We start from the raw sequence: 23,293 nt of genomic DNA on the forward strand, positions 1-23,293 counted from the left end.
TCACGGTAATGACGTCGATCATTGACTCACCCCTAGCCGCCCTTCGCCGCCCTGCCATGGGTCTGGTGCGGCTGGGCATGGTTCTGGGGGCGGTGGGGGCACTGTCGCAACTGCTGCCCTTCATCTTCATCGCCCGGCTGGGGGAATTGCTGCTGGCCGGTTCCTCACAGGACAGGGCGGCCCTGGCGGGGTTGGGGGCGCTGGTGGTGGCCGGCCTGTTCATCGGCTGGGCCGCTAATGGGGCGGCCCTGTGGCTGACGCATATTGCCGACCATCGCATCCAGGCTGATGTGCGCCGTGCCCTGGTGGCCAAGCTGGGGCGGGTGCCGCTGGGCTGGTACGCGGAAAACACCACCGGGGCCGTGCGCAAGGCGGTGCAGGGCGATCTGGAAGACCTTCACCATATGGTGGCCCACCATTATGTCGATCTGACTGCCGCCATCGCCCTGCCGCTGGGGGGTATTGCCTATCTGGTCTGGCTGGATTGGCGGCTGGCCCTGCTGGCGGTCGCCAGCTTCCCGATCTATGCGCTTGCCTATGGCTGGATGATGCGGGGCTTCGGGGCCAAGATGGCGCAGTTGGATGCCAGCTTCGCCCAGGTGAATACCGCCATTGTCGAATTTGTCCATGGCATCGCCGTGGTGAAGGGCTTTGGCCGCGCGGGAGAGGCGCACAGCGCCTATCGTGCGGCGGTGGATGGCTTTTCGCAGCGCTATGCCGGCTGGGTAAGGCCGCTGCTACGGCTGGAGGCGCTGACCTCCATGGCGCTGTCGGTACCGGTGATCCTGCTGGTCAGCCTGTCGGGCGGGGCCTGGCTGCTGGCCGATGGCCAGATCGCACCGATGGACCTGCTGGCCGAAATCATGGTGGCGGTGATCCTGCCGCAAAGCCTGCTGACCCTGAACCAGGGGCTGATGGCCGAGCGCAAGGCTGCCGCAGCGGCCAGCCGCATCGATACGCTGCTGCGCACGCCGGAATTGCCGGCGGCGGTGCATCCAAGGCTGCCGCGCGATGCCACCATCTGTTTTAACAATGTCAGTTTCCAATATCCAGACGGGGCAACCGCCCTGTCCGGTATTGATCTTTATTGCCGGCCCGGCACGGTCACGGCCCTGGTCGGCCCGTCGGGTGCCGGTAAATCCACGCTCGCCAAGCTGGCGGCCCGTTTCCACGATGTCAGCGGCGGGGTGGTGCGGATCGGCGGCATCGATGTCCGCGACATTGCCGGGGAGGCACTGTACCGCCATGTCGGCTTTGTGCTGCAGGAGGTGGGGCTGCTGCATGGCAGCATCGCCGACAATATCCGCCTGGGCCGCCCGGAATCCCCCATGGCAGCGGTGATGGCAGCGGCCAGGGCGGCGCAGATCCATGACCGTATCCAGCAATTGCCCCAGGGTTATGACAGCATCATCGGGGCCGGGGCGCAGCTTTCCGGCGGGGAGGCGCAACGGCTTTCCATCGCCCGCGCCCTGCTGGCCGACACGCCGATCCTGATCCTGGATGAAGCCACCGCCCATGCCGACCCGGATTCAGAGGCGCGTATTCAGGACGCCCTGTCCGCCGCCGCCCGTGGCCGCACCGTGCTGGTGATCGCCCATCGCCTGTCCAGCATTGCCGGGGCCGACCAGATCGTGGTGATGCGCGACGGCACCATCGCGGAATGTGGCCGGCATGGTGCGCTGCTGGCAAGCGGCGGTCTCTATGCCGCCCTGTGGCAGGCCGAACAGGGGGAACCCGCATGTTGATCGCCGATCTGCTGAAAATCCTGGGGCCGCAGCGGCGGGGTGCGCTGTACCGCTATTTCGCTTGGCTGCTGGCCTATGGCGTGCTGGAAGGGCTGGCCGTCACCCTGCTGGTGCCGGTTTTGCGCGCCCTGCTGGCCCAACCGCTGGACATGGGGGCGCTGACCGGCTGGCTGCTTGCGCTGGGCGGCGTGGTACTGTGCTGTTGCATCGCCCGCTATCAGCAATCCATGCAGGGTTTCAATCTGGCGCTGGTGGTGCTGACCAGTCTGCACCGGCGGCTGGGCGACCATGTGGCCACCCTGCCGCTGGGCTGGTTTTCCGGGGAACGGATCGGGCGGCTGTCGCAAAGCGCCACCAATGGCACCCTGATGGTGACCAACATCTTCGCCCATCTGCTGACCCCGGTGGTGACGGGGCTGGTGACGCCCTGCATCATCGCCCTGGCCATGCTGATTTTTGACTGGCGGTTGGGCCTGTGCGCCCTGTTGTCGGCCCCGCTGATCCTGCTGGCCCATCGCCGGGCATCCGCCGCCATCGGTCGCACGGAAGAAGCCGTGGACCATGCCGCAGCGCAAGCCGGCAGCCGGGTGGTGGAATTCGCCCGCCAGCAGCCGGCTCTGCGCGCCTTTGGCCAGGCATTGGGGAGCTATCCGCCGCTGGAGGCCGCCATCACCGCACAAAAACAGGCCGGCGGATCGATGCTGGACCAGACCTTTCCCCGCCTGTTTGCCAGCGGACTGGCCGTGCAACTGGCCTTTCTGGCGCTGATCCTGACCGGGTTGGCGCTGGCAGCCAGCGGGGCCGCCGATCCGGCGGGGCTGGTGGCGCTGCTGGTGCTGGCCGCCCGCTTCGCCGGCCCGTTGACGGAGACGGCAGCGCGCAGCGGGCTGCTCCGCATGGCGGGCAATGACCTGCGCCGGCTGGCGGCCATTTTCGATGAAAAGCCCCTGCCGGAACCGGCTGAACCGGCCCGGATGGATCAGCCGGGCAGCATCGCCTTTGATGAGGTCCATTTCGGCTATGATCCGGCACAGCCGGTGCTGCGTGGCCTGTCCTTCCAGGTGCCGTCGGGTTCCATGGTGGCGATTGTCGGCGCGTCCGGGGCCGGCAAAAGCACCATCATCCGCCTGATCATGCGGTTTTTCGATGTGCAGGCGGGGGCCGTGCGCGTCGGCGGGGCCGATGTGCGCGAGGTTGCCACCGCCGACCTGATGGCAGCCATCGCCACCGTGACCCAGGATGTCTATCTGTTCGACGGCACGCTGGAACAGGCGGTGCGCCTGGGCCGGGCCGATGCGACAGAGGCGGAACTGCGCCATGCCGCCGATCTGGCCGGCGTGACAGAGATTGTCGCCCGCCTGCCGCAGGGCTGGCAGACACGGGTGGGCGAAGGCGGTGCCCTGCTGTCGGGTGGGGAGCGTCAGCGGGTTTCCGTCGCCCGCGCCCTGCTGAAGCAGGCCCCCATCCTGCTGCTGGATGAGGCGACGGCGGCGCTGGACCCGGAAAATGAACGCTATGTGCAACGCTCCATCGCAGCATTGCGCGGGCGGGCCACGGTGCTGGTGATCGCCCATCGGCTGCGCACCGTATCCATGGCTGACCGTATCCTGGTGCTGGCCGATGGACATGTGGCGGAGGCTGGCAGCCATGCGGAATTGATGCAGGCCGGTGGTGCCTATGCCGCCTTCTGGCATGAACGTCAGCGGGCGGAAGGCTGGCGCCTGCTGCCGAGAGATCAACCGATGGCACCCGCCCGTGACCAACCATCGCCCTGATACACAAACCAGGGGATGTCAGGGTTGCAAAATCCGCCCCCTGTCTCCAGGTGATCGACATAGAGTTGAGAATCGTTATCAAGTAGGCTGCTTCCCGTGTCCTGACCGCAATCCGTTGCAGGGGTGGCCTTACGCCATGAATGAGAGAACTCCGCTGAGCGACTGCGTAAGCTGCGGCGAGCCGCTTCTATCCCAGGCTGATCAAAAGGCCCTGTTCAAGCAACAGTCCTGCAGCAAGGACGACACATTGGAGAGCATCAATTGCCGTCTGGTGGAACTGCGCCCCGGCATGGTCGCAGCGCTTTATGGCGGCAACGGGCGGACACTGACGCAGGGCCGGATGCAAAGCAACAGCCGCTATGTACATTTCTCCTGTCTGATGCAGGACATGGCACAGGCCGAAGTGCGTAACCATCGCTGTCAGCCGGATGTCGGCTCCGGCCATATCATTTTCGCCCCCGGCGAGTTTTTCAGCGCCCGCTATGGCAAGGACTACATCAGCCTGGATCTGATGGTGGAACCCGAAGCGCTGGCCGATGTGGCGGCGGATGATTATGACCGGATCGAACCGGATATCCGCCAGGGATTCCTGGTTCGTCAGAGCGTAAACAACCGCCAGATCATGCACGCAGCCCATATCCTGGCCAGCCGGCTGGACCACCCGCGATGTCAGCAATTGCTACTGCAGTCCGCTGCCCTGGAATTCCTGGGTGCCCATTTCAGTTCCCTGGAAGGCACCCAACGGTCGGCGACGTTACCACAGCGGGAGCAGATGCGGGTGATGATGGCACGGGACCGCCTTCTACAGGATCTCAGTTCACCGCCAACGATTCAGCAACTGTCACTTGAAGTCGGGTTGAACCAGTTGAAGCTGAAGCAGGGTTTCAAAACCCTGTTCGGCAGCAGTATCTATGCGCTGTTCCAGAAACACCGGATGGAACATGCCAGATTGCTACTGCGAAACCATAATGTCACGGAAGTCGCCATGACCATGGGTTACAGCAATATCAGCCATTTCAGCGCAGCCTATCGCAAACAGTTCGGAATACTTCCTAAGTATGATCGACATTAATAACATCACTTTTATGGATCAATGCATTATTTCTACACAAACTCATTCATAATTACGTTCAATCTCTCTGGCCATCCAAAGACGAACAGACAGGAATGCCGACATGCAGATGCGGTCACGGCTGATCGAAGGGGAGTTCGCCGTTACCGACATCGTGCGCGAAGTCGCAAACCTTTATCTGACGCATCCTGCCGGGGATACCGGCGGACAGCGCGCACTGGATGGGGAGTTTCGCGGCTGGATGTGGATGGAGCAGGTGCAGCCCGGCCTGCTTGGTTCTGCCTGCGACCTGACGGCAATAAGGGACACCACCATCGACCGGACAATCGACCGTTCGATCATGCTGGCCCTGCTGCTGCGCGGCGGCAATGGCCAGTTCCGCACCGAAACCGGCATCGTTCCTCCGGCGGAGAACGGTTGCATGCAAATCCTGGGATTTGGCCATGCCCAGCGTTGCTCCCGCACCCTGCGGGCGGGGGAACAGGGTGTCCGGGTCGGGCTGACAATCAGCCCGCATTTGGCTGAGCAGTTTGCCATCGCCATGCAGGGGGCCGATCTTGACCTGCTGGACATGTTGACGAGCGGGGGACTGCATACCCTTACGCTGCCCCGCAGCGAACTGCTGATACAACTGAGTGCTGGGCTGATCGACATGCCCTATCGCGGTCCGTTAGGTATGCTGTTCCGGGAAAGCGCCATCACCCAGATCCTGTTTCATTCGCTGCAGTTGCTGCGGCAGGATCAAGCTCTGCTGCGGGGCCTGGGGCGACGGCACCATGATGCCGTCCTTCATGCGCGAACGTTGCTGGACGCCGATTTGACCAATCCACCGGGAACTTTGGAACTGGCCCGTCGCGTAGGGTTGAACCGTAATGCCCTTCAGGCCGGATTTAAGGCCATGTTCGGCGCCACCATCTTCGGTTATGTCCGGGATCAGCGGCTGGCCATCGCCCGCATCTTGATTGAAGAACACGGATTGGGGGCGGCAGAAGCCGGATACCGCGTGGGCTTCGCGAGCCCGTCGGCCTTCGCCGCAGCTTTTCGCCGTCGCTTCGGGTACCCCCCGACCGGGACGGCCGGTAACAGTGCCGATCTGACAACACGCCACTGATACAGCGGCGCCCGGCGAGTCATGCTGGCGAACACCGGTGAATTGATAGCCATCTGCCTTACGCGACAGCAATTGTGCCGGATGCGACAGCATTCCTCTTTGCCTATGCATCCCCACAATCGCTACTGATAGGCAGTCGCATCCTCACGTGTGCTTACTAAGCTGCTGAAGCGGGTCATCGGGGGAGGTGCGCCGGTCTGTCATCCGCACTTCGGGGGTTTTCTTGCTCGTCAGTTCAAGGCTCCAAGGCCTTTCCGCCGCTGCAATCGCCATTGCCGTCGGCGCCCTCGCCCCGATGGCCATGGCCGAACAGGTTGCGGCCCGCCCGGATGTCGAGGAAATCGTGGTCGTCGCCACCGGTCTGTCCAAGGCAACAGCCACCACCAAGACCGACACGCCGGTCATTGAATCCCCACAGCAGATTTCCGTCATCAGCCGGGAAGAGATCGACCGCCGCGCCGCCGCCACCATCGCCGAGGCCCTGTCTTACACCGCCGGTGTACAAGCAGCCCCCTCTGGCGTGGACAGCCGGGTGGATGAGGTGTCGGTGCGCGGCTTCGGGGCAGCCGGCTTTTCCTCCAACAACAATTTTGTCGATGGTCTGCGCACGGCTGCCGGCGGTGAAGGCACCTGGATCCGTCCCGCCTTTGACAGTTTCGCCCTTGACCGGATCGAAGTACTGAAAGGCCCCTCCGGCGCGCTCTATGGCCAATCGGCACCGGGCGGCGTGGTGAATGTGGTAAGCAAGAGGCCCACTTTTACCCCGCATGGGGAATTCCTGCTGCAAGGCATCGGCTATACCGGCCTGTCGCAGTGGAATGGCCAGGCCGGCATTGATGTGGGCAACCGGTTGAACGAGGAAGGCACCCTCGCCGGCCGTTTCGTGGCATTGGCCCGGTCGGGCAACACGCAGATCGATGGGGTGAAGACCGACCGATACTATTTTTCCCCCAGCCTGACCTGGACACCGACAGACCGCACCAGTTGGACCCTGATCGGCCAGTATCAGCGCGATGAGGGGGGTTCCAGTTTTCAGTTCCTGCCAGCCCTGGGCACGCTTTACGCCAGCAATGGCCGGCATATGGATAACAGCACCTATCTGGGGGAACCGGACTGGAACAAATATGACCGCAACCAGTATCTGGTGGCGTCGCTGTTCCAGCATGATCTGACCGACAATCTGACCATCCGCAACAATTCCCGCTACATGCATCTGGACATTCTGTATCGGGGTGTCGTGCCGTCGGGCAATACGCTGACCACCTGCACCGCCGCCATTACCGGCTGCGTTGCCGGGCAGACGTTGAACCGCCGCGCCGTGCAGGGGGATGGGAAATCCGACGGCATCGCCACCGATACCCAGCTTGAAGCGCGGTTCGCCACCGGTACGGTGGAACATACGCTGCTGGGCGGGGTCGATTATTTCCGCACCGAATGGGAACATACCTATTCGCTGGTCAAGTCCAGTCTGGTGCGGCCCATGTTGAATATCTTCAAACCCGTGCCGCGGGGGACAACCGGCTTTGCCGATAATCTGTCCACCGTGATCGACAGCGCCACCACCAGCCATCAGGCCGGTGTCTATGTGCAGGATCAGGTGAAGATCGGTCAACTACGTCTGACACTGGGTGGCCGTCAGGATTGGGCGGAAGACGATACGCGCAACCCCACCACCGGCACGCATCTGAAAACCAAGAGCGACGCCTTCACCTGGCGCGCGGGGGCCGTCTGGCTGTTCGACAATGGCTTCGCCCCCTATTTCTCGTATTCCGAGAGCTTCCAGCCCATGGTGTCGAACCGCGATCCCTCCGTATCGCAGGTGGAAGGTGCCAAGCCATTCGTGCCCACCACGGGCCAGCAATATGAGGCCGGGCTGCGCTATCAGAGCGGCAACAACATCTATGTCACCCTCGGTGCCTATCAGGTCACCCAGCAGAACATCGTCACCCCCGACCCGAATGGAACGCTGTGCGGCATCTCTGTCTGTCAGGTGCAGACGGGTGAAGGCCGGGTCCGGGGGCTGGAACTGGAAGGCAAGGCCATTCTGCCCTGGGGCATGGCCGTGATCGGCACCCTGACCCGCAGCGATGGCGAAATCACGAAAACCAACACGGCTCGCCAGTTGGGCAACAAACTGATCCAGTTGCCCAACTGGATGGCGTCCCTGTTCGTCGATCAGCATTTCGACGAAGGAGCACTGGCGGGCATCGGCGTTGGCGGCGGTATGCGCTATACGGGCGTCTCCTACGGTGATACGGCCAACACGCTGAAGATCCCGGCCTATACGCTTTATGACCTGTTCCTGCGCTATGATTTCGGGGACCGTGACCCGTCACTGGCCGGCTGGTCGACATCCGTGAATGCGGCGAATGTGGCGGACAAGCGCTATGTCGCCAGTTGTATCGCCGCTGGCTGCTATGCCGGCCAGGGCCGCACCGTAACTGCGCGGGTTCAGTACAAATGGTAAGCGTGGAACCGATGATGGTGGCCGCAGGGGATGCGGCCACCCTGCTGGGGGCTATGCTGGTTTATCTGGCGTCGCCCAACCAGCCACTGATGGGCAACGCAAAGCGGCGGAAGCTGGCCGGCTGGATCGGTGCCCTTCTGCTGATCGCGGGGCTTGTGCTGCTACTGGCCAGCATGCGCCCGGCTAACGCCGTCTTTACCGCTGTTACTCTGGCCATGCTGGTCTGGTCGGTGGCCCCGCTGGCCGCAGCATGGTGGTGCCGGCCACGGGAGGAACGGCCATGACCGCCATCACCAAACGCCCGCTTTCCAGCCGCGACTGGTTCGGTAAAACCATGGCGGGGCTGGTCCTGGGTTTCTTCCTGGCACTGGGGCTGGCGGGTTTGCTCCGGGTGCTGGTGAATGGGGGCCTGCCCTTCTTCTCGGCCCGTGGTCAGCTTTCCATGTGGCTGATGGCCCCCGTCTGGGGGCTGATCCTGTCCTTCTGTTTTCTGTTCCGGTCAAGCCTGCAGGCCTGGGGTTGGTTGTTTCTGGCCAACCTGGCCGTCTGGGGCCTGACCGCGCTGCTGGGAGGGCTGCGGCTATGAAGCTGCCAACCGATATTCTGAGGATGTACAAGGAGATCCATGGCTGGGTCGGCATCATTTCCGGCCTGGCCCTGTTCATCGCCTTCTACGCTGGTGCCATCACCATGTTTGAAGGCCCCTTGCAGCAATGGGCCTCACCGCCGACGCGGCTGGCCCCGGCCCCCGCGCTGGAACAGACACCCGATCTGCTGGCCAAGGTGCTGGCGGCCCACCCGGAAGCGGCCGCCAGCTATACCGTCAATCTGGTGATCGACCCCACCCATCCGGCCCGCATCTCCTGGGTTGTGGCGGAAGATGCGGAAGAGGCCGAGCATGGCGGCGGCACCATCCATTATGCCAGCCTGACGCCCGGCGGGGAATTGCAGGTGGAAACCCGGGGGCCCTCCCCGGTAGCACAGTTCATCGACGATCTGCATCGTCAGGTGGGGCTGCCGCTGGATCATGAAATCGCCATGCCCATCATGGGGGTGGTGGCTTTGCTGTATGTCGTGGCGATGGTTTCCGGGCTGATCGTGCTGCTGCCCAGTCTGGTGAAGGATTTGTTCATCCTGCGGACCGGGCGCAACTTGAAGCGCATGTGGCTGGATGCGCATAATGTGGTGGGGCTGTTCAGCCTTCCCTTCCACATCATCATGGCGCTGACCGCTGTCGTCTTTGCCTTTCACGACCAGTTCTATATGGCGCAGGGCATCGCCTTCGACAAATCTGGCGGGCCGGTGCGGGCGGCGATGGGGCCGGCACCGGCGCAGGGTGCCGCACCCTCTGCCCTGCCCCCGCTGGATTTGCTGGCACAAATCCGCACCCAGGTGCCGGAATTCCAGCCCGTCCAACTGGCCTATGCCCATCTGCCCAATGGTCGGGCCGTGGTGCGGGTCAGCAGCGGCGATCCGGATTACAATATCCGTACCCCGCTCTATGGTCTGGTGACAGCCGACCCGGTCACCGGCAAGGTGATGTCGGTGGATTACATGCCGGGCCGCCAGGATGGCTGGTCGGCCAGCGTCACCAGCTTCTTTGCCCTGCATTATGGCAGCTTCGGCGGCACGCCGGTTCGCTGGGCCTATTTCCTGCTGGGGCTGGCGGGGGCCTTTCTATTCTATAGCGGCAATCTGCTGTGGGTGGAATCGCGGCGCCGGCGGGAACGCAAGGGCGGTGCGGTGGAACAGACCCGCGCCACCCGCATCCTGGCCGCCCTGACCGTGGGTGTGCCGGTGGGATGCGTGGCCGGCATCGCAGTTACTGTGGCGGCGGCGCGCTGGCTTGGGGATGGGGCAACCTTGGGGATGCACAGTCTGATCTATCACGCCCTGTTCCTGGCCTGCACCGCCTGGGCCCTCTGGCGCGGTGCGGCACGCGCCGGATGGGAACTGCCCCTGGTTGCCTGCCTTGCCATGCTGACAATCCCGTTGGCCGGCTTGACTGCGGGCGGCAACTGGGACCAGCCGCCCAGCCTGATGCTGATCGATCTGGTCGGGCTTTGTCTGGCCGCCATGCTGGCCATGGTGTCCCAGGCGGCGCGGCGGCGCTGGCGCACTGGCCCCAGGGACAGCGTGTGGGGTACAGGGGTCAGCCTGTCGGCGGGATGAACCTTCCCATTGGCGACAATGCCAGCCTGCCCCACCGCAGCCGCCGTGATTGGCAAGAGAACCGGGCGGGAGGCCCGCATACTCACCCGTGTGCCGGCAATGGCCGGCGAAACAGCAGTACGATGCCCAGCAGCGGAATCAGGGCCGCCACCGCTAACGCAGTGCCATAACCTGCAACCCCGGCAAGGGCCATGGCGGCTGACGCGGTGGCGATCTCCCCCAGATCGCGGCTACTTTGCACTGCCGTCATGTCGGTGCCACTCTGATCGTCCCCGGCGGCGAACCGCATGGCCAGCGTCATGGCGGCAACCGAGGCACCACCACTGCCAAGCGCACCCAGCAATGTGGCTGGCCAGACCAGGGCGGTAGCCCCGACCACCCCGTCCATAGTCGTAAACAGCCACAATAGCAGGATGCTTGCCGCCGCGCAGATCAGCCCCCCCGCCAGTACCCGGTACACCCCGAACCTCGCCACCAGCAGGGCGCCGCCCCCACAGCCAAGGGTGACGGTCACAATCCCGCCGGACATGCCCAGTTGACCGATCTTTTCCAGCGGCCAGCCGCGATCAACCAGCAGCAATTTGGACAGGTTGAAGCCGGCACTGGCTGCGACAGCAGTCACCAGCGCTATGGTAAGCACCATCCAGGCGCTAGGGCGCCGCAGGAAACGGCGCAGGCTGGCGGGCGGGCGCGTGGCAGCCAGGCCCCCCGCCACCTCACGGGCCGGTTCACGCCAGACCAGGGCCAGCAACAATCCCGCCAGCACCAGGGCTGTCATGGTCAGCAACCCCGCACGCGCGCCCGCCAGCCCGCTGACGATCAACATGCCGGCACCACCGATGAAGAAGCCGATCATAGTGCAGGCAACCTGCACCCCATTGGCGTAGGGCAGCAGATGGGCGGGGATATGTTCGGCCGCCAACCCGTCGGTTGCCGTGTCCTGCGTGGCGCTGGCCAGGGCCGCCAGGATCAGCAGACCGACAGCCACCGGCGTTGTCTCCACCCGGATCCCAAGCAGGGCCAGAGCCAGCAGGGAGAGGGCGACAATCGCCTGCATCGGCAATATCCAACTGCGCCGCCGGCCCAGCCGGCGTGACCAGTGATTATCCAGCCAGGGCGCCCACAACACTTTGGCAATCCAAGGAAGTCCGATCAGTGGCAGGAACGAAAGGCTGGCCAGCGGCACCCCGTCGCGCCGCAGCAGATTGGGCAGCGCCTCAACCGCCAATCCCATCGGCACCCCCTGGGCCGTGTAGAGGCAGGCAATCAACGTAAACAGAAAGAACGGGTGCCGCGAAGGACGGGCATCAGGCGATAACATCATCGTTTCCTTGCGGCAGGGGCCATGGCGGGCCAGGGTTTGCCCAGCGGGTGCCGCCGAGTGCCTCTGACGGGTGAAAGGAAGGCCAGCGTCGACGGTGCCAGTAACAGCAGCCGATGCCAGGTCCCCTGCCGTATCAAGACAGCCTGCCCCTTTTGCAGAAGTTGGCGTTGTTCATTGCGGCCATCGCTGGTGATCAGGTCGATAACGCCGTCGATCAACAGCAATAGCTCATCGCCATGCGGGTGCATTTCCCATTGGTCAGGGTGCAGATCAGCGGGATCAACAGCCTGTTTGACGCCAAAGACGCGACCGTTGCCCCTGTTCACCCGTCGCCATGCCTGCGTGTCGCGGGGCAGCAGACTGGCACCACACCCCTCCAGCAAAAGCAGGTGGGAAAGCGGATCAAAGATGGTGGCCGTCATGGGTCACAGCCCCACCCGCAGGCTCAGCATCACATTGCGCGGATCGCCATACCAGTTGTTCCAGGCCGTGCTGCTGAGGGTTGCGAAATAGCGTTTGTCGAACAGGTTGTTGACGTTCAATCCCAATGACACATTTTCCAAAACCGTATAATCGGCGCGCAGGTTGACGGTGGCATAGGCACCCTGGTTCAAGACCAGCGTACCGGATTTGGCATAAAAGCGGCTTTGCCAGTTGACACCCGCCCCAACACCCAGGCGCCTCTCCAGCACCGGCAGGTGGTAATGGCTCCATAGGCGCAACATGTGCTTTGGCGTGAAGCTGGAGAAAGCCTGCCCCTCGTTGCTGCTTGCCGCTCCCGTCGCGGTCCGGTCCCGCAAATATTCCGTTTCAGTGAAGGTGTATCCGGCCTGCAGGCTCCAGTCCGGCGTCAGCTTACCTTCGATACCGGTATCAAAACCCTGGCTGCGCACCTTGCCTTCGGCAACATAATAGCAGGTGGCCCCTGTGACGCAGGGATAGCTCGGATCCAATTGGGCCCGGTTATTCTGGATCACCCGGAACAGGGCTGCCGACGCGTTCAAGCGCCCCTGGAACCAATCGGCTTTCACGCCGGCCTCGTAGTTGGAACCGGTCATCGGGTCGATTACCCGACCGTCGGCGGTCAGGTAATTCTGCGGCGTGAAGATGGCGGCATAGGAGCCATACAGACTGAACGGCCCCCCCACCTTCCAGACCAGACCGCCATAAGGAGTGAATTCATTGTCGATCTTATAGTCGCCGGTCGGCACCAGTGGCCCGCCCACGTTCGCCTGCCGGTCAGTTTTCGTCCGCCATGAGCTAAGCCGCCCACCCAGGATCAGGTTCAAAGGGTCGGCCAGGCTGAACCGCAGCACGCCGTAACCACCATATTGGCGCGTGCCGGTATCCTGGCGACCGGCAAAGGTACGATCAGCCGGTGCCGGTGTTGTCACCGGATTCTCCGCGAACAGGTTCAGCGGCTGCATCAGCCCCGGCAGGCTGTAGGAGATCTGGCTGGTATCGCCGTCCCAGTAATTCGCCCCCAGCACCAACTGGTGCCGGCGGCCCGCCAGGTTGAAGCCGCCGGAGACATAGCCATCCAGGTCGGTCTCCTCATTATCGAAATCATAGGCGCCGCCGTAAAGGATCGGCCCTGTTCCAGTCGCCTTGTTCACCGCGCCATAGGCCGAGGCATAATCCAGCAGACTGTCACCGGCGATATGGGAAAAAGCGACCTTCGCCTCCCAATCATCCCAGAACCGGTGTTTCAGTTCGACAAAGGCCTGGGTATTGTTCCATTCCCGCCGGGACCAGTCGGCATGGAGCCGACGGGACAGGGGAATGTCCAGGGGGGAGCCGTCACTATAAAGTGGGGTGCCCATGAAAGCGCCATCATCTTCGACATCCTGCTTTTTGATGGTGGCCGCCAGCACCGTATCCGGGCTCAGGCTCCATTCAAGCGTGCCATAGCCCAGATATTTGCGCCGATGGATGCCGTAATAAAAATCCCGCTCCTCCGCCACACCGACCAACCGGCCCCGCAGGCTGCCATCCGTCGTGATCAGCAAGCTGACATCCGCGTCGATGCGGCGATTGTCCCAACTCCCCAGCATCAGGCCGACCGTGGCGGCCAGTTCACGCGCCGGTCGCTTGCGCACCAGATTGATGGTGCCGGACGGGTTGCCACTGCCCTGCATCAGGCCGGCTGCCCCGCGCAACACCTCCACGCTGTCATAAATCGCCATATCCTCCGTATTCACCGCCTCGTTCCAGCCAGAGGTGGGGATACCGTCGAAATTCAACGTGTCGATGACAAAGCCACGCGCGTAATAGGCCGTGCGAAGCCGGGTTCCGGGCTGGACGGTAATCCCCGGCACATTGGCCATCACCTCATCCAGGTTGACCAGCGCCTGCTGATCCAGCCGGTCACGGTCAATGATGCTGATGGTTTGCGGCGTTTCCGACAGCGGCATGGGCAGCTTGGTGGCCACCGCGGCCCCCCGCGCGAAGGCCGCTGTCACCACAATCTCCTCCACCGTCTGGTTCTGCTCCGCATCGTTTGCTTGCGGATCGGCTGCCAGCCCTGGTGATGCCATCACCAGACAAAGACAGGCGGCAAGCGACCAGCGGTTGGACTGAAACCGATATGGATGGCGGGAAAGCATCGCGACAAACCCCTGATATGCGAATGATTATCAGGTGCTCGTATAGGCGGATGCATCGCCGCTGTCTTTGCGGCGGCGGGAGGAAGATTTGTGATTTTCAGCAGGCCTTCAGGCACAATCGGCCGGGGTTGAAGCCAAAATGACGGCGGAAGGCGTGGGTAAAATGGGCCAACGTGTAGCCCGCCGCGTCTGCCGCCTGTGTCACACTGGCCCCCTGTTCCAGCATGTTGCGCGCCGCCACCAGCCGGCGGTTACGGATATGTTCGGCGATGGTACAGCCGAACAATTGCCGGAACCCATCGGTCATCTTGCGCTGGTTCAGTGCTGCTAGCCGGGCTAGTTGCGCCAGATTATTCCCGGCCAATGGATTGGCATCCAACAACTCCCGCAACTGCCGCAGCCGCTGCACCTCCGCCGGGCTCAGCAAACAGGGGGACGCAGAGGATCGCTGCCGATACAGCTTGTCCAGGGCCAGCCCGGCCAGTTCCAACCCCTTTCCCGCAAGATAAAGCCGCCCGGCAATACCGGGGAGCGGCGGGAGCAACATCTGCCGGACCAGTGCTTCCATGGCGGGGGACGGGGCTGCGGACTTGTAATCCACGCCATCGCCCCGCAGCGGCATCAATACATCTTCCACCATGTCCGCATCCAGGTGCAGGGTCAGATAACGCAATGTCGGCTGGGTGGGAAAATAATGGTCCAGGCGCCATTCCCCTCGCCCCAGGAACAGGCTGAGGCTTCTACCTGCGATCGACAAAGCACGACCATCCCCGAGATTCAAATCCAGCATCCCTTCCAGAAGGAAGGCCAATTTCAAGCCTGGCGGCACCGCTTCGCTATCCGTTGCACCTTCATCGGGCGTGAAGGTGCCAGCGGCAATTCGCATCTGCGGACTGACGGACATCGACCAGGGAGGAAGGCTGTTCATGATAGTGGCCGATAGCGAATGACAATCATTATTATTTGATCATGATTCCAACACCAGTCAATTGCCATGCAGCGATAAGACGACCGTTCAAGACCCGGTCCCTCCGCTGGCGTGGGGGTGAATGAAAATGCGGTCACGGCTGAACCAGGCCAACAGAACAACCAAGCCCAGGCCGACAGCAAGGCCTGTCAGCATCCAGAGATAGCCAAGCCAATCCAGCAGGATACCGGCCATCAGAGGGGCCATTGTCCGGGCGGAGATGAACAGGCTGGATTGCAAGCCATAATCAAGCGCCGCCAGAGACGGTCGCGCGTGGTTCATCATCAACCCGAACAACAGGCCGGCGCTGGCCCCCATGACCAATGCCAGGGCGAGAGAAGCTGCCATCAACGCCCCGCTGCCGGGGAAAGCCGACACCACAACGGTCAACGTCACCATGGTCAGCAGGTTCAGCCCTGCGAACAGTGGCAACGCTGTTCGGGGACCAATTACCCGGATGACAGGGCCCGCAACCATGCTGGCAATGGCGGCGATCAGGCCGCCAGCGACGCCGATGCTCCAGGCGATCTGTTCCTGTGCGAAGCCCTGATCCAGCATCAAGGGTTTCATGTAGATCCACGCAGCACCAATGGCCGGAAAATAAAACAGCAGCAGCAGCGCCCAGACCCGATGTTGGGCAATATGGAAGTAACCGATCCACTCCCGCAATCCGGCGCGAGTGACCTGTGTGCCGGGTGGGTCGCCCCCCTCCTCCTCACCCGGCGCAATCCAGCGCAGCAGAAGCAGGCTGGACAGGATGGCCCCCGCCATCAGCAGGAATGGCCACGCCCAGCCCAGCCGCGCCTGCAGCACCAGCATCAGCCCACCCCCCAGGATGGCAGCCAGGGAGGCGGCCCCAGACCGAATGGTGCCCGCCCGAATACGTTCCGGCGGCGGCAAAATGCGGATGGCCAGCGCATTCACCGGAATATCAGCCCAGGTTCCCAGCAAGCTGGCCGCCATAGCCAGGGTAAACAGCACCGCATACGGGGTCCCGGAAAGATCCGTTGCCGCCAGCAACCCCAGCACCAGCACATATCCCACCCCCAGCACCAGGGCCCAGTTGCGATAGTTCAGCCGGCCCAGCCGCCAGCGATCCAAAGGTGTGGCGAGCAGGAATTTCAAGATGGCCGGCAATCCCGCCAGTTGCAGCAGCCCAATCTCCGTCCCGCTCCAGCCCTGCTGACGCATGACCAGCGGAAGACCAACGAACAGGTAGATAATGGGGGCCGTCAGGACCAGATTGAACCAGCCGATGAGAAGTTGCTGCGGCCACCAGGAACGTGCTGCCGCCTCGTGGGGAAGGGTCACGCGCACCTCCCCACATGCAGCCACACCGGTGCCATGGGAAAATCGATCCGCCCCAGGGATTGGATTTCGTGCAGCCCCGCTGCCTTCATCATCGCGGCAACCGCCCCTGGACGGGGCAATGGGTTGCCGCGCAAGGCCACGGTGCCATAGAAGGGCAGCACCCGTGCCGCCACGCCTGGATCATCGGTCTGTTCGGCATGGGCCAACACCAGCAGGCCGCCGGCATTCAATGCATTCGCCGCCTTGCGCACAGCCTCCTGCGGATCGCGCAGAAAATGCAGCACAGCCGAACACCAGATAAGGTCGTAGCCACCACCCGGCATGTCCGTGTTCAGATCGCACCCCAGAGCCTGGAGACGATCCGCCAGGCTAGCCTTGTCAATATTTTCCTGCGCCACCATAGCCGTTTCCGGCTGATCACACAGCACCCCCTGCCACCCGGTCAGGCGCTGCGCCAGGGCAATGCCGACATGACCGGGGCCGGCACCCAGATCAAGCAGACGCCCTGTCTGCGGCAGGGCCGGCAGCATCTCCAGAAGGCGCAGCACCGCCGGTACCGTGACGGCGCGCTGTTCCTGCCCGATCTGCTCGCGTGCCGCCTGGGCCCAACTGCCCTTTGGCGCCGCCTCGCCACGCATGTCGAACCCTTGACGCAGCAGCGTTTCCCATTGACCGGCGAAACGCGTCAGAAAACGGGCGCGATACAACCATGCCTGTGCGCAATTCTCTTCCGAAGCGGTGTGGAGATAGCGCAGGGCCAAGGGCGCGGTTCGGTAGTGCGGCGTCTCGGGCGCATCGGCCAGATGATGTCGCGTCAGCAGTTCCATGCTCCATAACAGGTCCAGCCAGAGACCGGTGGCTGTCGGGTCCAACTGGCACTGCCGGGCAACATGGTCGGCGGTGGCCGCTTGCTGCAACATGTCAAACAGACCGAGCGACAGCGCCTGTTCCAGCGCCTGAACCTGGAGAGGGGCGGCAGCGATGTTCCAGAAAGGTTGCAAAGGATGGGGGGTATGGAAATTCATGGTGTCACCTCACATCCGCCAGATCAGGCGCAAGCCCGCTTCGCGCGGCAGGCTATAGACCGTGACAAAGCCGTTCTGATACCCGACGGCATCATAGGTTTTTTCCGACAGATTGTTGATATATCCGGAGATTTCCCAGTCACCGATCCTATATCCCGCCACCATGTTAATCACATGGTAGCCGTTGCGGCGGTACTGGTTGGCGGCATCAAGATTGACTTTGCCGGCACCCACCATGCTGGCCTCTGCGTACCAACCCTCCGGGGCGTCATATCGCAGGCCGACATGGCCGGTCAGCGCCGGCACAAAGGGATTGGCATTGCCGGCATAATCCGCCGCACCATCGCGGAACCGGTCAAAGCGGGTGCGGTTCCAAGAGATGCCGGCCCTAAGCTGCCAGCCGTCGCCCAGTAGATAGTCAAGGTCCGCTTCCAGCCCTTTCGATGTCGCCGTGGCGGCACTGGTGATATACATGAAACCTGGCATGGGCATCTGCAGCACCTGCATATCCTTGATATCCATGATATAAGCCGCCGTTGCATAGCGCAGGCGCTTTCCCCAGGCCCAGCCTTTGAAGCCCGTTTCATAGGACCAGTTATCCTCCGGCTGGAAAGCCGCAAAGTTGGATGCGGCCGACAAGGCATTGAAACCACCGGACCGCACGCCCCGGCTGACGCTGGCATACCATTGATGCTCGGCAGAGAATTGGTGATGCAGCGCCAGCTTGGGCGTCAGTTGGGTCCAGTCCCGGTCCTGGCTTGGGGCCCCTTTGGGCTCGATTTTCACGCGGGTCCGCTCCACCCGCGCACCGGCGGCAAGCGTCCAGCGATCAGACAGCGGTACGTTCCAATGGGTGAACAGGGCCATTGCCCGGCTGTCCAGATCGGCCCGCAGATCTTCCACCAGCATCATCCGCCGCCCGACATTGTGAAGATCATTGTCATGGCGATCCACATAGAGGCCCGCCAGCCAGTCCGCCGCCCCCAGCCTGTCCTCCAGCCGGAATTCCTGCGAAAGCGTGCGCAGGTCATGATCGCGGCGGATATGGGTGATATCCGCCGGCATGAAATCCGTATCCTGCTGGATATCGTCGTTGAAATCGCTCCAGGCCGTGATGGACCGCAACCGAAGCCCATTATCGAACAGGTGCGAAGCGTTGAGCGACAGTGAATGGCCCTTGGACCGGTTCCAGCTATCCGTGCCCGACGCAACCTGTTCCCGCGGCGCCGTCGGGGGCCCCCACAAGGCCGCGCCGTCATCATAATCCTGGAAGGCATAGCGCAGAACCAGATCGGTGACGGCGCTGGGCGTCCAGCGCAGCCCGAATTTCAGGTTGCGCCTCTCCCGATCATCGGCTTTCCCGCCGGTATTGATATTGGAAATGAAACCATCCTGCTTCAGCCAGGAGCCGGACAGGCTGGCATAAAGCCTGTCCTCGACCAGAGGCTGGCTGAGCGACAGGCGGGCGGCGCGCTTGTCCCGACTGCCCAGTTCAGCGGAGACGCTGGCGCGCGGTGTTTTATCCATCGGCAGGCTGTAAATGGCGATCACACCCGCTTCGGCATTGCGGCCATAGAGGGTGGATTGCGGGCCGCGCAAAATCTCGATGCGATCCACATCGATCATCGCATCCTCAAAGCCCTGCGCCGTATGCTGCGGTACACCATCGACCAGCAGCAGCGTGGAGGTGGAGAAGGCGTTAAAATTCGCTGTCAACCCACGCATGACCGGCGCGTTCAGGCCAGCCTGGCCGAATGGCTGGAATGACAGTCCCGGAACACGTCCCTCCAGCTTTTCCATACCGGTGATGTGGGATTGTTCCAGATCCTGCCCGGCGATGACCGCCACGCTGGCCGGAACATCCTCCAGCGGGCGGGCAATCTTGTCTGCCGTGACGATGATCGCTGGCAATCCGTCCGGGGCGTTCTCCACCTTGGTAACGTCGACAGCAATTTCAGCCATCACCGCCGTCGCCGGCAGAAGGCCGGGCAAGGCCAGCAGGATGGCGCGATGGACCGTACTGAGTGCGTGTTTCATGTGCAGGCTCGACAGAAAAAGGAGGTGCAATCAGACGGACGATCATAAAGATGAATTGCGAATGATTATCATTTGTTGTTTAGGTGATCCGGATTGTTTCTTTGGCATTCCGGAGCGCAGCAAGCGCGGCGACCGGGAAAGGCCAGAGCGAGGGGAAAGTCATGGCCTATCATCTCGACAGCACGGATATCGGCGAACCGGTGCGCCTTGGCCGGGGTCTGTGGTGGCGCTCCCGATTGCCGGAACAGGCTGGCGACTGCGCCATCGACATGTGCCGGCTGGATGATAGTCTGGCCCTGGCCTATGCCCAATATCGTCCCCGGCATGATTTGCTGGAACGCAGCCGCATGGAACGGGAAAGCCGTTCGCTGACCATCACCCTGGGGCTGGAGGGACAGTCCAGCACCATCAGTCATGATGGCCAACGTTTCGATTTCATGGCCGGCCATAGCACCCTGGCCGCCTTCACAAGCGTTCGGGGGGAACGCCGCTTTCCGGCAAACCGCGCGATCCGCCAATTACGGCTGATCGCGGGTGAAGCACTGCTCTGCCGTTACCATCTGGACCATTTGCTCGACGATATTCGTGACGATCATTCCGCACGGCACGTCCATTTCGGCCTGCATAATGTCGCGACCCAAAGGCTGGCGCATACACTGGTGCATCTGCATAGAAGCGATGCCAGTCTGCTTGATCTTCAGGTCGCGGCCTTGGGCCTGTTGGCCGAACAGACCCGGACTTTCCAACCAAAGGCGGTGACGATCGGCAAATTGCGGGAAGATGAGGAAGTACGCCTGTTTCATGCCCGCGACATCCTGATGCGCGACTATGCCAAACCCATAACCGTCGCGTGGCTATGCGCAACAGTCGGCATCAATGAATTCACGCTCAAGCAGGGATTCCGGAAGCTGTTCAATACCAGCCCCCATCGTTTGCTTACGGATATCCGTATGCGGAAGGCGCATGAGTTGCTGGAGACGGGGCCCCATGTTTCCATTGTAGCCTATCAGGTTGGTTATCAGCATCTGTCCAGTTTCAGCGCCGCCTTTCAGCGTTACTATGGTTATCCACCGAAATCTGTGGCGGCCCCGCGCAAACAATCTTGAACCACCGTCGTTACACATTCCCACTGTCCGAATTCGGGAAAGTGGGAGCGCAGCCATTCCAGACCTTCCGGCAGCCCTGCCGCAATCAGGCCCGCTACGCCAAAGACCTTCTCCACACTCAACACCGCCATCCGCGCATAGGCGGATGGCGGCACGATATTGACCATGGCGTCGACCTGTGCCCGGATGGCCTCCCCTGCCCCATCGCTGAGCCATTGCTTCGTCGCGCGGGCGACGCCGTCGGCCTGTTCCAGCGCCGCTTCATCCATGAAGACGCGCAACACCATGAAGCGCTGGCCGCGCGCGAACCAACGGTTCCATTCGGCCAGATGCGCCAGATGATCGTCAAGCGAGGCAGGTCCATGATAGACGGCGATGACCAAGGGCCAGACCGCCGTCTCTGTGCGGATGGGCAGCATCAGAAGGTCACCTTCACACCCGCCATGAAGGTACGCGGCTGGACAAGAACCGCACTGTCATAATCACTTTCCGCGCCGGTGCCGCCGGCCGGCACGACACCGGGATAGCGGGCAAGGGCCGCGCGGCTGTCAAACAGGTTCTTCAGCGATCCGAACAGCCGGAACCGGCCAAGATCATAGGATGCCTGGATATCGGCGATCATACGGCCATCGGTGCGGCCGCGCGGGCGGTTGTTGACATCCGTGAAATAGGCACCGGTATAGGTCAAGGCACCCGACGCGGTAAGGTCGCCATGCCGCCATTCAACACTGCCGCCCGCCGTGACATCCGGGGCTGTCAACAGGTCATTCCCCTCCAGGCCGGAACCTGGGTAATGCGTGATCCGGGTCCGCAACAGGCCAAGCTGGGCACGCGCCGTAACGCCATCCACCACAGCGCCCTCGATACCCAGTTCCGCGCCTGACGTCTCCACACGCGGGGCATTGCGCACCACGAAGGCTTCGTCATGGGTATTTTCGGGCGTCAGGTCGAAGGGCAACTGCATGTTGCGGTACCGGGAGTGGAACAGGTTCTGTGTTGTCCTGATCTTCCCATCCGCCCATTTCTGGCGGCCGAACAGCTCCGCCGTCCAGACATATTCGGGACCATATTCATAGTTCACGATGGGGATGGCAAAAGCAATGCCACCGCCACCGGCATTATATCCGCGCGAAATCTGCGCGCCCCAGGTCATCTGATTATCCGGGTGCCAGGTCACCCCCAGCTTGGGCAGGAAGACATCATATGTCGCGTCAGAGTTGATGCGTGCGATGGCACCGGCAGCATCGCCGCCATTTCGTTCACGCTCCTCCCGCTCGTACCGCAGCCCCGCCGTCAGGTCGAGCGTGTCACTAACCGGCAGCAGGCCCTCGACATAGGCGGCGGCCGTATCGGTATTGTCCCGGAAATTCTGGGCCGTGATGAACTCGATAAACTCCTTCTGTCGCGCCCGATACAGATAGAGGCCGGTGACCAGCGATGTGCCATCTGCCGCCTCGTACCGCAGGCGCGGTTCGGCGATATATTCGTCGGTGTCGATGCGGGCATTGGAACTGTTGGGAACAGCCCGGCGACGGAAGCGGAAATCGGTGTAAGAGGTGGAAATCTCAAGCTTGTAGCCATCAGCCAGGGGTATCCAAGCCTCCATGCCCAGGCTGTTGGTGCGCGGCTCATGTACGGGCTGCTGCGGAAAATTGGAGCGACGGTCGGCAAAGGGCCTGACAATGATCTCGCCATTGGGGCCGCGATGGTCGACATGCGCGCCCGTCACCAGTAAGCGCAGATCAGGATCGGAAGGCGCTGTGAACAGCAACTTGCCGCGCAGCGCGGTTGATTTCACCCGGCCAGGGTCGCTCACCCCTTCATAGCTGTCATAGCTGGTCACGGAATCGCGCTGATAGCGATCCGCCGAAAGGCGCAGGGCGACGCTGTCAGCCACCAGCGGCAGATTGACCATGGCCGATGCCCGGCGCTGATCATAATTGCCGGCCGCAATCTGGGCCGCCCCTTCCTGAACGAAGGCCGGGTCCATTGTGTCCACCACCACCGTGCCGGCAATGGCATTGCGCCCAACCAGCGTGCTTTGCGGACCACGCAGAACCTCAATACGGTCAATGTCCCACAGACCGATATCGCCGAACACCACCTCATTGTAACTGGCGGGCCGGCCATCAATGCGCCAATTCAGGCGGGCGCGGCTTCCGGCGAAGAAGGCGTTGGCGTTTTCCGCCGGTCCGGTGCCATCCACGCCGCGCACGGTGGGGGCCTTGCCGGTACCGGTCACCAGGGTAATATTGGGGATGGTTTCCAGTACATCGCGAACAGTATCAAGCCCCGCCTGATCCTGAATGTCCTTGGCCGTCAGGATGACCGCACTATTGCCCGTCAGCATCTGCGACCGGCGGATCATCTCCGCCGTGACGATGATTTCCGGGATGTCAGAAGCGCCCTCATTTTCCTGGGCAACAACAGGCACGACGCCCGCCAAAACGGAAAGGGCGCTGACACTGGCGATCCAACGGTTCATCTCTCTCATACCCCGAGCGCGAAATGCGATATTGCGAATAATTCGCAGTCATTGTTTCCTTACCGCATCTGGCGATGCCCGCCACTCCAC

At 62.5% G+C, this 23,293-nt stretch carries 18 protein-coding genes; 9 read left to right on the plus strand and 9 right to left on the minus strand.

The window, feature by feature from the left end:
• Positions 1 to 8: 8 nt before the first annotated feature.
• From G473_RS0111985 to G473_RS26605, 8 genes are all read left to right on the plus strand, one after another.
• Positions 9 to 1,745 (plus strand): ABC transporter ATP-binding protein, encoded by a 1,737-nt coding sequence (locus G473_RS0111985; protein WP_029013293.1) that lies wholly within the window; start codon positions 9 to 11, stop codon positions 1,743 to 1,745.
• Positions 1,739 to 3,520, plus strand: a complete 1,782-nt coding sequence (locus G473_RS26595) for an ABC transporter ATP-binding protein (RefSeq protein WP_210163302.1) — start codon at positions 1,739 to 1,741, stop codon at positions 3,518 to 3,520. Before G473_RS0111985 ends, G473_RS26595 begins: the two co-directional genes overlap by 7 nt.
• Before the next feature lie 136 nt (positions 3,521 to 3,656).
• Positions 3,657 to 4,592, plus strand: a complete 936-nt coding sequence (locus G473_RS0111995) for a helix-turn-helix transcriptional regulator (protein ID WP_245580049.1) — start codon at positions 3,657 to 3,659, stop codon at positions 4,590 to 4,592.
• A gap of 103 nt (positions 4,593 to 4,695) precedes the next feature.
• Positions 4,696 to 5,703: a helix-turn-helix domain-containing protein gene (locus G473_RS29260; RefSeq protein WP_029013295.1), complete on the plus strand. Its 1,008-nt coding sequence runs from the start codon at positions 4,696 to 4,698 to the stop codon at positions 5,701 to 5,703.
• Between the two features lie 223 nt (positions 5,704 to 5,926).
• On the plus strand, positions 5,927 to 8,170 hold the full coding sequence (locus G473_RS0112005) for a TonB-dependent siderophore receptor (RefSeq protein ID WP_245580050.1): 2,244 nt from the start codon (positions 5,927 to 5,929) through the stop codon (positions 8,168 to 8,170).
• Entirely contained in the window at positions 8,164 to 8,454 is a 291-nt protein-coding gene (locus tag G473_RS0112010) for a hypothetical protein (RefSeq protein ID WP_154667379.1), read from the plus strand. Before G473_RS0112005 ends, G473_RS0112010 begins: the two co-directional genes overlap by 7 nt.
• Complete coding sequence (locus G473_RS0112015) at positions 8,451 to 8,756, plus strand: hypothetical protein (protein ID WP_029013298.1); 306 nt, start codon at positions 8,451 to 8,453, stop codon at positions 8,754 to 8,756. The genes G473_RS0112010 and G473_RS0112015 overlap by 4 nt, the downstream gene beginning before the upstream one ends.
• Positions 8,753 to 10,342, plus strand: coding sequence for a PepSY-associated TM helix domain-containing protein (locus G473_RS26605; RefSeq protein ID WP_035706801.1), 1,590 nt, complete (start codon positions 8,753 to 8,755; stop codon positions 10,340 to 10,342). Before G473_RS0112015 ends, G473_RS26605 begins: the two co-directional genes overlap by 4 nt.
• An 82-nt stretch (positions 10,343 to 10,424) precedes the next feature.
• Here the strand turns inward: G473_RS26605 and G473_RS0112025 are convergent, their stop codons facing one another.
• From G473_RS0112025 to G473_RS0112055, 7 genes are all read right to left on the minus strand, one after another.
• Positions 10,425 to 11,666 carry a RhtX/FptX family siderophore transporter gene (locus G473_RS0112025; RefSeq protein WP_210163303.1) on the minus strand — a complete coding sequence of 414 codons (1,242 nt, stop codon included), beginning with the start codon at positions 11,664 to 11,666 and terminating at the stop codon, positions 10,425 to 10,427.
• The gene (locus G473_RS29265; RefSeq protein ID WP_051330192.1) at positions 11,663 to 12,088 is read right to left on the minus strand and encodes a cupin domain-containing protein; all 426 of its coding nucleotides are present in this window, start codon (positions 12,086 to 12,088) and stop codon (positions 11,663 to 11,665) included. Before G473_RS29265 ends, G473_RS0112025 begins: the two co-directional genes overlap by 4 nt.
• A gap of 3 nt (positions 12,089 to 12,091) precedes the next feature.
• Complete coding sequence (locus G473_RS26615) at positions 12,092 to 14,272, minus strand: TonB-dependent siderophore receptor (protein WP_051330193.1); 2,181 nt, start codon at positions 14,270 to 14,272, stop codon at positions 12,092 to 12,094.
• A 97-nt stretch (positions 14,273 to 14,369) separates the two neighbouring features.
• Positions 14,370 to 15,200: a helix-turn-helix transcriptional regulator gene (locus G473_RS0112040; RefSeq protein WP_084438023.1), complete on the minus strand. Its 831-nt coding sequence runs from the start codon at positions 15,198 to 15,200 to the stop codon at positions 14,370 to 14,372.
• 87 nt (positions 15,201 to 15,287) lie between these two features.
• Entirely contained in the window at positions 15,288 to 16,550 is a 1,263-nt protein-coding gene (locus tag G473_RS0112045) for an MFS transporter (protein WP_051330221.1), read from the minus strand.
• Positions 16,547 to 17,575: a methyltransferase gene (locus G473_RS0112050; RefSeq protein WP_029013302.1), complete on the minus strand. Its 1,029-nt coding sequence runs from the start codon at positions 17,573 to 17,575 to the stop codon at positions 16,547 to 16,549. The genes G473_RS0112045 and G473_RS0112050 overlap by 4 nt, the downstream gene beginning before the upstream one ends.
• A 9-nt stretch (positions 17,576 to 17,584) precedes the next feature.
• Positions 17,585 to 19,612, minus strand: a complete 2,028-nt coding sequence (locus G473_RS0112055; protein ID WP_035706804.1) for a TonB-dependent receptor — start codon at positions 19,610 to 19,612, stop codon at positions 17,585 to 17,587.
• 161 nt (positions 19,613 to 19,773) lie between these two features.
• On the opposite strand from G473_RS0112055, the gene G473_RS0112060 reads away from it, so the two are divergent.
• Positions 19,774 to 20,718 (plus strand): helix-turn-helix transcriptional regulator, encoded by a 945-nt coding sequence (locus G473_RS0112060; RefSeq protein WP_051330194.1) that lies wholly within the window; start codon positions 19,774 to 19,776, stop codon positions 20,716 to 20,718.
• Here G473_RS0112060 and G473_RS26620 read toward each other — a convergent pair.
• Together G473_RS26620 and G473_RS0112070 are read right to left on the minus strand one after the other, a co-directional pair.
• A complete protein-coding gene (locus G473_RS26620) occupies positions 20,676 to 21,137 on the minus strand; it encodes a hypothetical protein (protein WP_051330195.1) in 462 nt (153 codons plus the stop codon). The two genes, G473_RS0112060 and G473_RS26620, sit on opposite strands and share 43 nt — an antisense overlap.
• The gene (locus tag G473_RS0112070) at positions 21,137 to 23,203 is read right to left on the minus strand and encodes a TonB-dependent receptor (RefSeq protein ID WP_084438024.1); all 2,067 of its coding nucleotides are present in this window, start codon (positions 23,201 to 23,203) and stop codon (positions 21,137 to 21,139) included. Before G473_RS0112070 ends, G473_RS26620 begins: the two co-directional genes overlap by 1 nt.
• Between the last annotated feature and the right edge of the window lie 90 nt (positions 23,204 to 23,293).

Origin of the sequence: Niveispirillum irakense DSM 11586, assembly GCF_000429645.1 — a bacterium.
GTDB lineage: Bacteria > Pseudomonadota > Alphaproteobacteria > Azospirillales > Azospirillaceae > Niveispirillum > Niveispirillum irakense.